At 39.9% G+C, this 16,710-nt stretch carries 14 protein-coding genes; 7 read left to right on the top strand and 7 right to left on the bottom strand.

Annotation, left to right across the window (positions count from 1 at the left end):
- Nucleotides 1–120: 120 nt before the first annotated feature.
- Complete coding sequence (locus tag N483_RS08035; RefSeq protein ID WP_023398785.1) at nucleotides 121–1,701, bottom strand: sensor domain-containing diguanylate cyclase; 1,581 nt, start codon at nucleotides 1,699–1,701, stop codon at nucleotides 121–123.
- 228 nt (nucleotides 1,702–1,929) lie between these two features.
- On the opposite strand from N483_RS08035, the gene N483_RS26555 reads away from it, so the two are divergent.
- The 5 genes from N483_RS26555 to yfaE all read left to right on the top strand — a co-directional run bounded on the left by N483_RS26555 (nucleotide 1,930) and on the right by yfaE (nucleotide 6,830).
- Entirely contained in the window at nucleotides 1,930–2,127 is a 198-nt protein-coding gene (locus N483_RS26555) for a hypothetical protein (RefSeq protein ID WP_023398786.1), read from the top strand.
- Between the two features lie 41 nt (nucleotides 2,128–2,168).
- Entirely contained in the window at nucleotides 2,169–2,636 is a 468-nt protein-coding gene (locus N483_RS08025) for a nuclear transport factor 2 family protein (RefSeq protein WP_023398787.1), read from the top strand.
- A gap of 182 nt (nucleotides 2,637–2,818) precedes the next feature.
- Nucleotides 2,819–4,795 carry a hypothetical protein gene (locus N483_RS08020; protein ID WP_023398788.1) on the top strand — a complete coding sequence of 659 codons (1,977 nt, stop codon included), beginning with the start codon at nucleotides 2,819–2,821 and terminating at the stop codon, nucleotides 4,793–4,795.
- A gap of 632 nt (nucleotides 4,796–5,427) precedes the next feature.
- Nucleotides 5,428–6,558: a class Ia ribonucleoside-diphosphate reductase subunit beta gene (gene nrdB / locus N483_RS08015; RefSeq protein WP_023398789.1), complete on the top strand. Its 1,131-nt coding sequence runs from the start codon at nucleotides 5,428–5,430 to the stop codon at nucleotides 6,556–6,558.
- Nucleotides 6,558–6,830, top strand: a complete 273-nt coding sequence (gene yfaE, locus N483_RS08010; protein ID WP_023398790.1) for a class I ribonucleotide reductase maintenance protein YfaE — start codon at nucleotides 6,558–6,560, stop codon at nucleotides 6,828–6,830. The genes nrdB and yfaE overlap by 1 nt, the downstream gene beginning before the upstream one ends.
- Here the strand turns inward: yfaE and N483_RS08005 are convergent.
- Nucleotides 6,822–7,346 carry a YaeQ family protein gene (locus tag N483_RS08005; RefSeq protein WP_023398791.1) on the bottom strand — a complete coding sequence of 175 codons (525 nt, stop codon included), beginning with the start codon at nucleotides 7,344–7,346 and terminating at the stop codon, nucleotides 6,822–6,824. The genes yfaE and N483_RS08005 overlap by 9 nt on opposite strands.
- Before the next feature lie 149 nt (nucleotides 7,347–7,495).
- Here N483_RS08005 and N483_RS08000 point away from each other — a divergent pair, with 149 nt between their 5' ends.
- The gene (locus N483_RS08000) at nucleotides 7,496–10,069 is read left to right on the top strand and encodes a TonB-dependent receptor (protein ID WP_023398792.1); all 2,574 of its coding nucleotides are present in this window, start codon (nucleotides 7,496–7,498) and stop codon (nucleotides 10,067–10,069) included.
- Between the two features lie 262 nt (nucleotides 10,070–10,331).
- Here the strand turns inward: N483_RS08000 and N483_RS07995 are convergent, their stop codons facing one another.
- From N483_RS07995 to N483_RS07985, 3 genes are all read right to left on the bottom strand, one after another.
- Nucleotides 10,332–10,517, bottom strand: coding sequence for a YqaE/Pmp3 family membrane protein (locus tag N483_RS07995; protein WP_023398794.1), 186 nt, complete (start codon nucleotides 10,515–10,517; stop codon nucleotides 10,332–10,334).
- Nucleotides 10,518–10,860: 343 nt separating this feature from the next.
- Nucleotides 10,861–11,754: a hypothetical protein gene (locus tag N483_RS07990; protein WP_023398795.1), complete on the bottom strand. Its 894-nt coding sequence runs from the start codon at nucleotides 11,752–11,754 to the stop codon at nucleotides 10,861–10,863.
- Nucleotides 11,755–11,935: 181 nt separating this feature from the next.
- Entirely contained in the window at nucleotides 11,936–12,865 is a 930-nt protein-coding gene (locus N483_RS07985; protein ID WP_023398796.1) for an alpha/beta hydrolase, read from the bottom strand.
- 923 nt (nucleotides 12,866–13,788) lie between these two features.
- Here N483_RS07985 and N483_RS07980 point away from each other — a divergent pair.
- The gene (locus N483_RS07980; RefSeq protein ID WP_023398797.1) at nucleotides 13,789–15,000 is read left to right on the top strand and encodes a serine hydrolase domain-containing protein; all 1,212 of its coding nucleotides are present in this window, start codon (nucleotides 13,789–13,791) and stop codon (nucleotides 14,998–15,000) included.
- Between the two features lie 318 nt (nucleotides 15,001–15,318).
- Here N483_RS07980 and N483_RS07975 read toward each other — a convergent pair whose 3' ends face one another.
- A complete protein-coding gene (locus tag N483_RS07975) occupies nucleotides 15,319–15,798 on the bottom strand; it encodes a hypothetical protein (protein ID WP_023398798.1) in 480 nt (159 codons plus the stop codon).
- A gap of 516 nt (nucleotides 15,799–16,314) precedes the next feature.
- Nucleotides 16,315–16,488 (bottom strand): hypothetical protein, encoded by a 174-nt coding sequence (locus N483_RS26895; RefSeq protein ID WP_023398800.1) that lies wholly within the window; start codon nucleotides 16,486–16,488, stop codon nucleotides 16,315–16,317.
- Nucleotides 16,489–16,710: the final 222 nt, after the last annotated feature.

Genomic DNA, 16,710 nt, shown 5'->3' with positions numbered 1-16,710 from the left:
TACTGCTCCAAATCAATAATATTATAATTTGGCGCGCATATTACCCACATTTAAGACAAAGATCATTGTCTAAGCTAAAAGTTTGTAAACGATATGCGTTTTTATGCACAAAAAGTATGCTTAAGCCGCTTCGAAGCAACAACTTTTGTTTCTTCCGGTCCGTTTTGCTTCGTACAGCGCTTTATCCGCCATCTCAATGGCGGCGTCTATCCGCATGGCATTATTGCACCATTGAGAGACTCCGATTGACACTGTGATATTGATGCCTGCTGGCATAGGGTGTTTAGATACTAGCTTTCGCAAACGCTCTGCCGTTTGCATAGCTTCAGTAAGGGTTTGACCAGGCATAAAGATTAAAAACTCTTCGCCACCGACGCGACAACAAAAATCATTCGCTCTGGCGTTTTGCCGCATTAGCATAGCGAGCTCTTTTAATACTTTGTCACCAGTACGATGCCCATAGTGGTCGTTAATCATCTTAAAGTGATCTATGTCGATTGCTAAAACAGAAAAACCAACTTCTGAATGTATACTTGACTCTAACCAGAACTCTAACGACAAGCGGTTATGTAAAGAGGTAAGTTGATCTGTTTTTCTATCCATATCCAACGATTTAATTACCTGCCTAACCGCTCGATTGCTTTGCAATAACGCATATTTGAGATTGGCAACCTCATAATACCAAGCACTTACGTTCGTCGCTGGAAAGTTCGGCTTGTCTAAGGCCGCTAGTTGTTTGGCCAACAATGCCAGAGGCTTTGCTATCAAAATCCCAGCGCTCAGGATTAAGCCTAAAATAACCAATGTAAATGGGATGCTGGAATACACCACAGATTTATATGTTAGCGCCAGTTGCTCAAGTATGGAATTGAGAGGCCGTTGACTCACAACGCCCCAGCCAGTCATAGGTATGGATGCATAACCTGCCAACATTGGTTTGCCAACGCTATTGACTAGTTCCGTGGAGCCGGCTTGACCACTCAAGACAAGATCAATGGCAATGTTATTTAGTACTTTTTCACCAATCCGTTCTGAATTTGGGTGGTAAAGTATTTTCTTATTATTATCTATTACATAGGAGTATGAGTCATCCGTGTAGTGATGTTTACCTAGTAGCGTGTTCAGTATGGTTTCACCATGAAGATAAATACCACCAGCGACAAAACCTAAATACTTTCCTTGATTAGAAAAAAGCGGATATGTTGGGCTGATCATTAAGTTGCCTGCAGGAGAGACAAACGGTTCTAATACCACGGGCTTTTGATGGCTAACCTGATTTAGCTGGGGTGTTGATATACGTTTGCCAATGATTGGTAAGCTCGGCTCGACAGCAACTATCTTGCCTGTCGCATCAACAACCGCCAACGAATCAAAACTATTTGTTTGTGACAATAGACGTTTCAACTCTTTATTTACTTTTGTCCCTTCTTGAATGTGTCCTGCTATATGATAAGAGCTGACATTAAGCTGACTATTAACTGATTGTAAGAATAGTTCGGTAACATCAGCAAGTTTCGTCGCATAGACCCTATTTGCATGCAATGTATCTTGAATGAACACTTTTCTGTGAACATGGTAACTAGCAACCAAGGTATTAATGGAGGTTAAAACAACACCACAAGCCGCTAATGCCAATATTAATTTTTTTAAATCAATTCTAAAAAGGCGTTTTAGTATTTTCGATAAATTTGCTTTATCCATATAAAGTTATATGTTTTCCCTGCAATTGCTATATTTTAGATCTGCCGTAGAGGTAAAAATTTAACCTAAGTCAAGAAGCCCCTAAATAGTTCAATTCAAGAGAAAATAACCTGAACCACTGCATTCTAGTCCTCTGGCAAGGCTTGGAATGCAAAACTGAGTCAAATTCTGGTTAATGCCATATTTTAACTTTATAATGAGCCTTCATTTTCGGTTTTGGGACCTTTGATGTCTAAAAAGAGTAAAACGAACCCTTTAGTAACACGCATCACGCTTGCCGCAATTGCGCTCGCCTTTTTGTGGTTGTTTGCAGAAGATAAAGACGTATTGGTGCTCGGCAATTCTTTGGTATTGGTGTATGTTGTGTACGCACTGGCTTCTAGCTTTGTCGCCATTAAGAAAAAAAGTAAACATACTTCCAAATAAGGGCGATCAGGAAGCCACAGTAGAACAACAAGGACTATCTAATGAAACAACTTATCGCTTTGCCGCTAATTTTATTGACAGGCTGCTCTTTAGCTCCGTCATTAGATTTAAAAACGCAACAACTTTGCGAACAAACACTCTATCAATACACCGAGATCAGAGACAAAGGAACGACCAAGCAGTACACAGATTTGTTTACTCAAGATGCAACATTCAATGTTAAAGCATTGAATGTATCGCTTTCGGGCCACGAAGAATTAGCACAGCGCTTCGACTCAGCTAGAGCCAAAAACAAATCGATCCATTTACTTACCAGCAGCCGTGTATTTACTGGTGCAGATCAGAGACTAAGCGCATCCTCAAATTTCATTTTATATTTGAAAGAAAAATCGAGTGACAGCGAAACTAAAGTACTTGCAGGGCGCTATCTAGATACATTAGAGGTGAGTGGCTCTACTTGTAAATTTAAACACCGTGAAGTGCTGGTTGACCGTGTAGACATTCTTTAGAGACATGTTTTTTTCACATTACTTCTAAAATAGCAATTTTAGGCTACATTCTATTAAGCTATTGGATCGCGCAGTCAACATTGGCTGGGAGCAAACAGTGGTTGTGAAAGTATATTACAAGGATTTAGCAGGTTGTTAGATGCAATAGCAAAACTGTTTTGAATAACCTTGTAGGCAATGCTATGAACATGTATAAACCACTCCAAGGATTGTGCTTGGGTTTGGCCCTGATGTCACTTTCTGGCTGTTTAAATAATGACGATGACGATCCAGTTACCACTCCGCCCCCAACCGATCAAAGTACTAAGGTCACCGTTACACCCTCATTAGGTTTAATAAAAAATGCGGATGTGCAGCTACTTACACTTACAAATAAGCAAGCGGTAGAAGGTGCAACAGGCTCAACCGGCGAATCTGGAAGCGCAACAATAACAGTGCCAAACGGCACCACAGGGCCATTCATTGTTGAAGTGAAACCAACATCAGAATCTGAGTATTTTGATGAGTCAAAAGGCCAGTTCATGGCACTTCCTGCATCGACTACATTACGTGCTGTTATGGCGACACTACAAGATCAAGTTGGCGTAACCACATTAACTGAAATTGCTGCGAACTCGATTATTTCAGCCAACGTAAGTGATGCCGATTCAGTTAATGCTGTTAATGAACAGATCAAAAAAGCGCTCGCGCCGGCATTAGACAATATTTTACAAGTACCACAATTGGTCTCGGAAAATGCCGCGGGCACTATTAACAACGACCAAGCTGGGATTTACGCTGCGACACTAGCTGGACTTGCCAAATTAGGTGAGAGCCAAGACAATCCTGCTATTGCTATTCTCAACAGCCTAAAAGCAGACTTTTTAGACAATGTGCTAGACGGAAAAGTTGGCGATAAAGCATTTGAAAACCCAATCTACAATGCCGATACATTTGTTGCGGATTTGTCTAGCCAAATTACCTCTTATGCAAATAGCTTTGGAGTATCCGCCCTATCCGCAGATATTGCCGGTATATTTTCACTAGATGAGATAAAGAAAACACTAGAAGGTCTAGATGACATTCTTAAAGACCTTAATCTGGACGATTTAAACTTTGATTTCATACCTGGCGGATTACTACCAGGTGGTGGAGATGATGACGATGATCAAGATAATGATGACACAACACCAACGTTAACCATCACAGGTACTTCTACCACTGCGGGAATTTCAGTGGATATACCTGAAATTAAACTTGAAAATATCCCAGCCCCCAACCCTGAAGATTTAGCTGACATTGAAAAGCAAATTAAATCCCAAATTGAATCCCAAGGAATTACTGTTTCAGATTTCTCTTTCAAACTTGTCAGCGCAGATGAAACCAAAGTCGTGGTCAGTGTGCAATACACCATCTCAACACAAGGTGTGACGTCAACATCAGATCTAACTTACACTTGGATGCCTGGATATTCAGGTGATAGCGACGACTCTGATAACGATACCAGTGACACATTACCCGAAGCCCTTAAGAGCAAATCCTTTACCCTGACCTTCACTATGAGTACAAGCGGTTCATCGTATAGTGATGGGCAAGTTGTGCAGTTTACCTTCTCAGGTTCTGGTGCGCTATTTATCGACCCTGATCCAGAAGCAAATAATGGCTCTGAAATCACAATCAATGAGTTTGAAAAAGTCGATGAAGAGTATGTTTATGAAGATGAGGAACGAGGATTTAAATATAAGGTCTCTGTGCTTAATGGTAAGTTCCACGAAATAAATTTAAGTGCTTTGGAAAGTAATACCTTATTAGGTCAGTTTACAGAGAAAGCGACTGACGGCAACATCCCTAACCTTGAGCTAGTGACTGTATTCGCAAATACTTATGCTGTAACTGGTGAGGGCCACAGCCGCAATACGGTGATTATTGAATCAGATGGTACGATTGACTTTGATTCAGGCGTTAGCTTTGCTCCTTCGATGATTGTCGAAATTTTTGATAGAAAATCGATAGAAAATGAACCAAGGATTCAAATTAACTACGGAAGTGACGATGACGGGCCAGTTATTATGTTATTCCTAAATGAAGATCAACAATCTATTAAGATGATCCAACACAGAAATAACGGTGAGAATATCGACGTAATTACCACGGTAGTTTCCGGAACTGGCGCTAATTAGCTAGTCTATCTACACGTATTGCAAAAAGGCCTCAGTGCCTTTTTGCACCTTCTCGCTTCATTAAAAAACTATTACATAGGAAAGTCGCAGAACTAAGCACATATAAATGCAATTTTGCCTCTATTGCAGTAAAGAGCCCGTGTGTTAAGCAACTTGATTTTTGTACAGACTTTTTGGTGAAATTGAAATTTTGAGCTTCATATCCACATCTCACTGGGGTGTATGCAAAACCACACTTTTTTTCAATTTGAATTATAATTTTTCCTAGCTACAAAATGTAATAAGATGGCAAAAAGAAAAAAGTAACCCTCTGTAATTAAAGAGTAAATTAACGACCTCTGGCTAATAGCGATACATTGTTACACTTATCAATGCTCTTTTGTCAAGATACATAAGCGTCAATTGTCTGAAATATATTTGCGGTGAAAAATCTATTTCTGTGATACATTCGTATATTGAAAAACACGCTCTGGGTTTAATGACATGAAGTGGTAAGGAGCTGATTTGGGTGCAATATCAAAATCATCGCTTTGACCGATTCACACCACTTCAGGTCATGATAAATTGTAAACTTTTCCGCGGTTCTAGCTAATTTTAGCTGCCGCCATATTTTTTGGTGTCGAGTATTATTTATGTCGTATTCTACGTTTAACAGAAAACATAATGACCAACTAAAAGAGCCAATGTTCTTTGGCCAATCTGTTAATGTATCTCGCTATGATCAGCAGAAATATCCGATTTTTGAGAAGCTAATCGAGAAGCAACTCTCTTTCTTTTGGCGTCCAGAAGAAGTCGATGTAAGTAAAGATAGATTAGACTTTCAGGCACTGCCTGAACACGAAAAGCACATCTTTTTGAGCAACCTAAAATATCAAACACTGCTAGACAGTGTTCAAGGCCGCTCTCCTAATGTTGCATTATTACCAATAGTCTCAATCCCAGAATTAGAAACTTGGATTGAAACATGGGCGTTTAGTGAGACGATCCATAGTCGCTCATATACGCACATCATTAGAAATGTAACGAAGCAGCCAGAGCTCATTTTCGACGACATCGTTGAAAACGACAAAATCAGCGAGCGCGCTGATTCTGTTACAAAATACTATGATGAACTGATCGAGAAAGTCTCAATTTACAATATGTACGGTGAAGGTAAACACCAGATCAATGGTGAAACAGTGCACATTAACTTGTTCGAACTGAAAAAGTTACTGTACCTTTGCATTATGTCTGTAAACATTCTCGAAGCGATCAGATTCTATGTAAGCTTTGCATGTTCGTTCGCTTTTGCTGAGCGAGAGTTGATGGAAGGCAACGCTAAAATCATCAAGCTAATTGCTCGCGATGAAGCACTTCACCTTTCTGGTACACAACACATGCTGAACATCATGCAAGAAGGCAAAGACGACCCTGAAATGTCGATCGTTGCAGCTCAGTGTGAGCAAGAAGCAATTAAGATGTTTGTGGAAGCTGCAGAGCAAGAAAAAGAATGGGCAGAATACCTATTCAAAGACGGTTCAATGATCGGTCTTAATAAAGATATTTTGTGTCAATATGTTGAATACATCACAAATGTTCGAATGACTGCGGTAGGTTTACCAGCTCAGTTTGAAAGTAAGAGTAACCCTATCCCTTGGATCAATGCTTGGTTGGTATCAGACAACGTACAAGTTGCACCACAAGAAGCAGAGATCAGCTCATACCTTGTAGGTCAGATTGATTCTGAGGTCAGTGCTTCTGATTTTGGTGATTTCGACCTGTAATGGAAGAAAGACCACAGTTAAAAATTTCAATAGAAGACCATGATGAGCCGCTTAATTTTGCGGCTCAGTCACCTTCGTTACTTTGTACGTTAGAAAAAAGCAATATTGAAGTCCCCTACCAATGCCGCGAAGGTTATTGTGGTGCCTGTCGCGCTAAACTACTCGAAGGTCAGGTCGCCTATAATCAAGAACCATTGGCATTTGTAAGAGATGGTGAAGTACTTTTGTGCTGCTCAAAGCCACTAACTGATATTGTTATCAAATTAACGTAATCTCACGACATCACTTTGAAAATACTCGTCGCCGTTACTAATACTAATGGCGCCATTTTCAATAATGACATCCCAATGCAAGCTGCCGGTTAAGGCATCAACTAGCTCATCAACGAAGCGTGCTTTAATAGCAAATATTTTAACGTTATTAAATGCGACAAGATGGGGCTCAATATCTTGAAACCATTCTGTATTCTCTACATTAAAAATTATCGTTTTCGAATACAGTTTGGTGTACTTTTGTAGCGCACTGAGGTCTGGCAGCTCGACAAATAATGCATTTTCGATCTCGCCGCTTTCCAGTTCATGCCACACGTCTGGATGATGTTTCTCCCGGCTGTTAAGCCAGCGCACTTCATCTTTATACGACAATGCACAATAGCCTATTAACTTGAGCACAAAGTGCTGCAAGGTCTCGGTTTTTTGTAATGCCGTAGTAAAAGACTCTAGATGATTTGCTTGATGGAACAAATCAGCAATCTTCAACCTTACTTTAAAGACAAATGGCCCTGTCATATCGCCGTCTTATAAACACCATATTATTTTAAATATAGGAACAGCCAACCATAATTCAAATATAAAGTTATAGTATAACATCATTGTTTTATGCTTTTTGCAGTGTTATATTATTACACGTTCACAATCACATATAGAAAAGAAGTATAATGTTTAAGCAATCTTTGATTTCTCTGAGTGTCAGCGCAATTATGCTGTCAACATCAGCTCATGCTGGTGAGTTAAGCGGTAAAGTCGTCGATAAAAACAATCTCCCTGTCAGCAATGCAAGCGTCCATCTGCACGGTAAGTCTCAAACTATCAAAACAGATGAAAATGGCAACTTCACCATTTCGGTGGATGCTGCTTCTGAGCTTCATGTTTCAAAAAACAATTTTATCGATGAACGTTTGAGCGTTAATCCAGACTCTCCTTTCGTTACGGTAACGCTTACACCTAGTTCTATTGAAAGTATTGTTGTGTACGCATCAGCGCTTCACAAAAGCAATATGGAGATGGCCTCTCCGGTTACCGTTATCAGCGGTGATAAGCTAAAGAATTCTGCAAAGCCAACGCTTGGCGAAACACTAAAAGACCTTCCAGGCATTAATGCGAGTTACTTTGGCCCAGTATCATCAAGCCCAATCATTCGTGGCTTGGACGGCCCTCGCGTAAAAATCACACAAAATGGATTAGACAGCAGCGATGCGTCACGCATTGGTCCTGATCACGCAAACACAAACGACGCCCTAAGTGCTGAGCAAATCGAAGTTCTACGTGGTCCAGCAACATTACTCTACGGCTCAGGCGCAATTGGCGGTGTTGTCAATGTTGTTGATAACCGTATTCCAACAGATATCGTTGAAACACCAAATGGTGCTGTCGATTACAGCCATGACACTAATTCAAATACCAACACGGTTGCTGCGTTATTTGAAGCAGGTCATGACGGTTTCAACTTCCACTTTGACGGTGTAAAACGCAAAGGTGGCGATTACGATACGCCGAACTTTAAGCTGCCAGGCGATCATGACGAGCACCATGAAGATGAACATGGTCACGAAGAAGGTGAAGAACACGGTCATGACGAGCATGAAGGTGAAGAGCACGCCGCTGAGTATGCGGAAAAAGTAGACAATACATTCATTGATTCTGAAGTATTCAACATTGGCACAAGCTATGTGTCAGATCATATGACTGTTGGTTTTTCTTACGGCAGCATCGAAACAGACTATGGCATTCCAGCTCACAGTCACGATCACGGGCATGACCACGATCATGATCACGGCGATGAGCACGATCACGATGAAGAACATGGCCATGACGAACACGGACATGATGAAGATGGTCACGATGACCATGGTGATGAAGATGCACACGGCCATGAAGAAGAAAATCACAACGTGTTTGCACGCGTTAAACAAGACCGTTGGCAGGCACTATTCAACTATTCACTTCACAATAACTGGTTAGAATCGATTCAAATTCGTGCTGGATACACAGATTACGAACATGCAGAAATTGAAGCTGGCACAGTTGGCACTGTATTCAAAAATGAAACTACAGAGCTAAGAACTAACTTCGAGCACCGTATCGGCCAGTGGCATGGTATCTTTGGCTATCACTACTCTGATAGCGACTATGAAGCACAAGGCGCGGAAGCATTTACTCCAGCAACTAGCACCACAACACACGCATTCTACGTATTAGAAGAGCGTGAGTTTGGCGACTTTACGCTCGAGTTAGGTGCACGTGTTGAAAACTATGAGTTAAGCAGTCAGATCACTGAAACGCACATTGGTCACGATGATGATCATGATGAGCACGGTCATGAAGAAGACGAGCACGGCCACGACCATGGTCACGAAGAGGAATTAGTCAAAACAACTCAAATTACTGACTACACATTAGATATGACCAATGTCAGTGCTTCTGTGGGTGGTGTATATACCTATGCACCGGGTCACAATGTTGCGGTTAGTTTGTCACGTTCTGAGCGTGCACCTCTTACAGCTGAGTTGCTGTCTAATGGTTTGCACATCGCGACTAGCACATATGAGTTAGGTCTAGGTTACCATATCGAAGGTACTGAAATTCACTTTGAACCTACTGATATCGAAAAAGAAACTGCGACTAACTTAGACATTAGCTTCCGTCGTTTTGTTGGAGATTTTGGTTACACGGTAAACTTCTTCTACAACGACATTGCAGATTTCTACTACCAAGAAAAAACTGACTACTTCTTCACATCAGAACACGGACTAGAAGTAGCCGACCACGAGCACGAAGGCGCGCGCGATGTTTATCAGTTTGTTAGCCAAGATGCAAAACTATACGGTTTAGAGTTTGACGTACACTATCAAATCAACGAATTAAACCGCGTTAAGGTATTTGGTGATCATCTACGTGCTGAATTAGACAACGGACAAAACTTACCACGTATTCCAAGTAATAAACTCGGTGTGAGTTATGCCTATGAGAGAGGCCCTTTCTCAGCTGATATGACTATCACACGCTACCTAGAACAAGATGAAATTGCATCATACGAAACCGTTACTAAAGGTTATACATTAGTTGATGCAAGCATGAGCTACGATTTCGATGTACAAGGTGTCGATATGGTAGGTTACTTGAATTTAGAAAACCTTACTGATGAGCTGGGCTTCGTACATAGCTCTTTCATCAAAGAACAAGCGCCTCTGCCTGGGCGCAATGTGAAGCTTGGTATTAGAGCTTACTTCTAACCAGTTCCTTTCTTTTATAGAGACCCAAAATGCTGTCCTTCGTGGCAGCATTTTTATTTATAAGCCCCCTACTTCACTGCACAGCAGATTTAGTAAATCTCCTTGTATAAATTCATAGATTGTTAGGCTAACTAGGTAAATAAGAACGCGACATTTTAAGCGAGAAGGAAAACTGGTTAAATTAAATGGCACGCCCATCCACAAAATCGTAATTGGCGAGTTAGGCATTTAACCTGACTCACCAATGTTAACAAAAATACTTTTAGTCACCTGTTTTATTCGTAACAACCAACCAAATTGCATGGATCATACCAGGTAGACCGCCCAGTAGAGTAAGCACAATATTGATAAAAAAGTGCAAACTAAATCCGACCTGTAAAAAAGCGCCAATTGGTGGTAGAAAAATAGCAAAAATTAGATTCACAATACTTACGTTGTTTGAACTCATGTCTACTCTCTATTTTCAATATAGTTATCATGGCTAGGGTATATCCAACCAGCCATCTGTCATCTCTCCAACTAGAGTAGCTGTAAACTATGACTTTTTTACATACACTCGTTATAGAACCCAATGAACGCTTACAGCTACCGTTATAAAAGATAGCTAAAAACGCCAAAAATACTAACCTTTAACCCTCAAATAAATTACGATATTTATACATTAGCACATGCCAAATAATGAGGTGAACATTGAGCTTTACCGTTCGCCTTGCCATGTACTTTGTACATTAGATAGAGTCCATCACCACCTTTGAACTGGCATGTTATGCTGAAAACGTGATAATACTGGTTTATATTGCGTAGAGACTACCAAGGTGCCTGATATTTACCCAGTTCCCGCCTTCAACCCAGCTCGTCTCATTGGACGCAATATGCTGAAAATCAATTTTTGATGGTTGAATATGCTGAGGTACGGCCATAAATGCGTTACCTTGAGCCTCATCTAAGATCACCTCTTCTGCTTCGAGATCAACTTTTAATATAACGATATCATTTTCGAACTTTCGAAGCCTTTTGATATAATCTGTTCCTTCATTCTCAGCTCTGTGACGGTCGAAAAAATAGATATGCGTAGAGCACACAATCTCCTCAGAGTCGTAATAGAACTTGGTATACGCAAGCGTCAACGCTTTTATCCACTTGTAGAGATGGTTTTCTGACTCTAAGAACAGCCCTGCTAACGCCTTTTTGGTTTGAGGTTTAAGTGTAAAACGCTTGGTACTGGCGACCATATCTTTTTTGAATAACGATGAATGAGATATCTTATCGACCACTTCTATTTTTAGTAACAATAATGCCAATTCTCTCGCCATATTTTTTGCAGGAGCAGAGGTGTGATATACCTGTTCGAGTAAGCACTCAAGATTCATTAAATACTGTTTGTGTAGTTGAATAGGGTCCAATGCTAAGCTACTTTCTAATAGTTCAGCTTGCTCTTTTGCAAGATGCACCAGTGCTGCGTGTAACCCCATTGGATCATTGCTCTGTGTTTCTCTGGCTATAAAGCTTGCAAAATCGTTCAGTTGGCTAGACACTCGTTTATCAAAGTTTTCCGCCTTATCTATATCAAAGCTACCACCGGCAGTTGCTCTTTTTTTATTGGTGCGAAAATAATTGGTAGACAAACCACCGTCTTTAATTTTTTCAGCGAGACTAAGTGTCGTATAGTGATAATAAGCCGTCATTTAATAACCTCATAAAATTAGTTACTACAAAGGATGTGATCGGCTTACAGATTAAGAAGTTACGCAGTATAAAACTCGCCCGTTTTTACTCGATTATAAGTTAAAGCAATTGTAGATTTTGGTGTTATCGTAACATGCTCATTACATGCTATACATTCACCTATGAATGACAATACACCTTTTAACGTGTGTAACTCTCTCGTTTTATTTGGTTTGCAACTGCTACAATGCAGCTTTGTGCGGAACTGCTTACACCACTGAGCTGGAAAAAGCCGTGGATGACACCCGAGTAGCGCTCACAATACGCTTCAACACCATAGCTGCGAATTAACTTGTAGAGCTTTTCTCCTTCGTCACGTAAAGGGTCAAACTCAGCAGTAATAATGGTTGTACTAGGCAATCCACTCAAGTCGCAATCTAGTAAGTTTAACTCGGGCTCGTTATTCAACTCTTCTTCACTATTTGCGTATAAATAGAAACCAGATAACAGCATATTTGCTGTGATTATATAGTCTGCTCCATTTTCCCTGTAGCTATCGGAATTTCCTTTGGGATCTAACATCGGATAAATAAGAATTTGACTACGTGGTAACCACTGCTGATTTTGCTTGAGCCTAAGCGTTGTAGCTAGTGCCAATTGTCCACCAGCACTATCACCAACAAATACTATTTTCGCTGGATCGCCACCATATTTTTGTCCAACTTCCTTAATACCAATCACCGCTTGGTAAACATCGTCATGAGCCGCAGGATACCTATGCTCCGGTGCTAACCTGTATTTGATGCAGATAACAATGGAATTGGACATATGCGCTATTTGTCGCAACTGAATATCGTGAGTTTCAAAACCGCCACTAATAAAACACCCACCATGAAAATATACTGTTATTGGCAAATTAGCCTGTTCATTCGGCTTGTATATCTTAACCTGAACACCATTAATAACATCTATAAACTCCTCTTCTATCTTAGGGCTTTGACCCGCTAGCACAGTGCTCGCTATATAACCTGCTCGTCTTTCCGAGATAGTTTGCGTTGAAGGGCATGGCTTTCCGTTGGCATGAAATTCGTCGACTAGCTCTCTAATCCCTGCTTCAAGACAATTGGTCATTATTTAACTCTTTTACTAATATAATCAATAAATAATATACCACTTTAGCTAAATATATTGATAGTTAAAGTATTTCCTTAAATTGCACTCTAAGCATTTGGAAAATGTCTTTCTTTTATTTATTACGAGTAAATTTAACTTTACTCATATTGTAGCAGCTTAACGATTACACCCACTCAAACCTACTTTTTTCATTTTGCTTTGCAACCATCAGGTTGCCGCATTTTTTCAACTTGCCACATACAATAGTGACAGTGCTAGTAGTACGTATCATTGCTTATATGCTGAAGTGACCTTTTCCAAATCGGTATACTATAAGGAAGCCTCAAAAACCCACCTTCTTTCAATGTGCAAAACCCAGTATTATCTCCCGGTGCATTGTCATACTTGTCTTTTGTAATACCTGTAAGTTGCGAACATCAATTGACGTCGTACCCACGAACTGAGCAGCGACGTATACTGCAGTAACTCCTGTCGGCAGTGCTCGTTCTCGCCAACCATCAGCCCAATAGATACTATCCCAAGCTAGAGAGATGCAGGAACCAAATTATCTTTGTTGCTTTGCTCCTGACCCGGGAAGTTCAATTTGAAGGCTTCATAAATGTTGGGCGTACTTTTCCAGTTAGTACACAATACTTTTAGCGTTTTTTTTCTACAACGCTACAAATTCAGGATTCACAACATCCATAATATCCCAGAGATAAAACACAGGCTCACCACTAAAATTCACCACCACCTCATTGATAAGTAATGAAATAATAATTTATCAGATTGAAGTAAACTAAAAATCATGGGAAACACAAGCATCCAATTTTTACTCGGTTACAGTAATAGCCAGTAGATAATTTGAATTCGCTACTCACTGAATAAATTGACTGAATACAGCTTATTTATTGATTATAAACATAACAATAGGAAAACCTATGACCATTAGATTAACAGTGACAAGCTTAGTTGTTGCCGCTCTCGTTTCCAATTACAGCAGTATCGCTTTTGCACATAGCGGACAAAGTAAAAATCAAGCACCAGAAATTTCAACCGCTGAAGCAAAGCTAACTTATACTGAGATCCCCTATCTCGAAAATGCTTTTATCGATGTTTCTCCTGCGAGTAGACACGATGGAATACGCGTTGGTAAATTAGGCACAGATGGCGGCAATAAAAAAATGATCACTGAATTTGCTAAAGAGATTGCAGCTTACAAACATGGGACATTCGACAGCCTGCTCATTGCTCACAAAGGTAAACTTGTTTTTGAATCATATTATGGTAAAGGTCGCTTAAACTTGCCTCATTACCAAGCATCTGCGACCAAAACATATTCAGGCTTAGCGCTCGGCCGTGCTATTCAACTTGGCTACCTTTCAATGGATGATTTGGACAAACCGTTTATTAGCTTTCTTAATCAATTAGACAAAAGCAAATTAGTTGAAGGCGCAGAAAAAATAACACTACGCCACGCATTAACGATGACTTCCGGTATTCGAGTAAGCGATGAGCAAAAAACTAAGATTTACAAACTTCCAAATCAATTAAAGGGACAAAGGGAAATTCAGACAATCCTTGAGAATAGCGCGCCGATCACTGCACAATCTCAAACGTTCAAATATGGCTATGGACCAGCCTTAGTGATGCAAGTTGTTGAGGCTGTAGTTCCAGGATCTGCAAAAGACTTTATTAAAAAAGAACTGCTTAACAAAATGGGGATCACAAATTACAGATGGCGCACAAATGGCTCTACGGGCCTGCCTGAAGCTGGTTGGCGCAGTAGCATGACGTCACGCGATATGATTAAGTTTGGTATCCTCGCGATGAACAAAGGTAAATGGCAAGGTGAGCAGCTAATCCCTGAAGAGTTCATTACTGACGGTACAAGCAGGCTTTTATTAACGGGAGATGATGATGTCCATTGGGGCGGACAAGACGTCTCAAAACAAGGGTATGGCTATTTCTGGTGGGGAGTCGATATGAAAGTCGGCGATAAAAAATATTTAGGCATGTCAGCTCAAGGTGGCAACGGTCAAATCATCATGATCGTTGAAGAACTAGATCTGTTAATCGTACACACAGCGCACGATAACAAACCCCAATACAAACAGATTATCGCCGAAAAGATCCTACCTGCATTCATTTGAGCAACTTATTGATAAACTTGGTTTGTGAGACAAAGTAGCGTATAAAAAAGCCCTTTGTATAACGATTGGGCTTTTTGTAAAATCTATCCAGCTCTGTTGATTTAACTGCGGGCATTTCTAAAATTTTTCCCTTGAAGATTATTTAAGTTCCTCAGTTGAGATTGGCAGTCATCAGTTCAGAAATATTTTTAAACAAAGCTCAAGCGGTCCAAAAAGCCTGTATCAACGTCCTTTTAAGCTTATTTAGTCATACGGACTTGTTACAACGGGCTAGGAAAGTAACTTTTAAATAAGTTCAAAATTTACTCATTCTATCCACTATGACCCTTTAATCTTAAACAAGCGTACTGGTTTTGCACTAGGCTGATTAGCTGCTTGGGCTATTTCATCGTAGTTTTGCTTAATATCAACGATTAATGCATATGGCGATTTACCAGCTACCCTAGTCCCAATCACAAATGTTCCCATATTATTTATGTGCTCATCTGAGATAACAAAACATATTTTATTCTTTATTGGTACTCGCTGAGATTGAGATATAAAAACTGAAGCAAAACAATAATTTCCAGGTTCAAGATAAACGCTTTTTATCTTTTTATTTTGATAAATTGTCTTCATTGACTGGCTTTCTAGGTTAAAAATTTGAAACCGTTCGCCTTTTTCATAGTACGGTCTTTTTTTTGCTTTGTTTTGATCATTTAACGTTACACTATGAACCACAAACAGCGTGTTTGGCTCTTTGGCAATTCCCTGCCCGCAAAATATCATTAAGCCCACTGCTAATATCCACTTTTTCATTGTTTTTCCCCGTTGTCTTTACTGCATGTTCGACTGATACTGCACGCTGCATATCAGTGTAATCAAGAGGCAAATTATAACTGAAAAGTAAAAATAGAAAAAAGTGTTCCCTTTAGATAGCATAGAATATAAGCAAGTATATTTTCGCATGACTTTTTTAAAGTTTTCGTTTAAGTCATTGTTAAGTCGGGGATCTGACAGTTGTATGCATCCAAAATTCACCACAATGAGATTTATAGAGGACTTTACTGGTAACTTAAGAGAAAACTCAGGGTTAGTAGATTTTAGCATGGGTACCGGCGCAATACTTATAAAAACTATATCAAAGCCTGATTACCTCAAAGGCCTATATACAACTTTAAAAAAATTTTTGACTTTGACACAACTTAGAGAAGGTGCTCTGAGCATGAGTCTAGTTTCTGAATATTAAGAAAAACAAGTGCTGTTTTGTATTGTTTGATTTGCTCGTTGTACTGTTTCAATGGAGCATATTGCATGCCCCATTTATCATCTCGATTATCGAGGGCGACAGGTATTCACAGGAAAGTAAGAGAAATAAGGACAACCCTTTTGCACTCTGGTCGGGGGGATAGCACTACCGCCGCCTGCGATCAATGGCGTCTGCTCCGAGTCTACTACTTTCTTGTCGCATAAGTTTTTTAGATTTTTTTTATTTAGGTGTAATTTCATTTTAGTTTCCTTCACATGATTAAAAAGTGTTCAGTTATATTTTTTACACAAAGCGCTTTGAGTGTAAATTGAAAGAATCTAATGTGAAAAATGCCCTAATTTACCTGAGCAAGGTATGACGGCAACGGATGCTTCAGTAAGACATAGACGGAGTTAAGGTTTATCGTAAACCTTGTAAGCTGAAACCTTAAATAATTGGAATTAAATGGCGACCTACACCAT

The organism is Pseudoalteromonas luteoviolacea NCIMB 1944 (genome assembly GCF_001625565.1).
GTDB classification, from domain to species: domain Bacteria; phylum Pseudomonadota; class Gammaproteobacteria; order Enterobacterales; family Alteromonadaceae; genus Pseudoalteromonas; species Pseudoalteromonas luteoviolacea_F.
The sequence above is the reverse complement of the archived record's forward strand: the minus strand, read 5'-3'. Positions and strand labels throughout refer to the sequence as shown.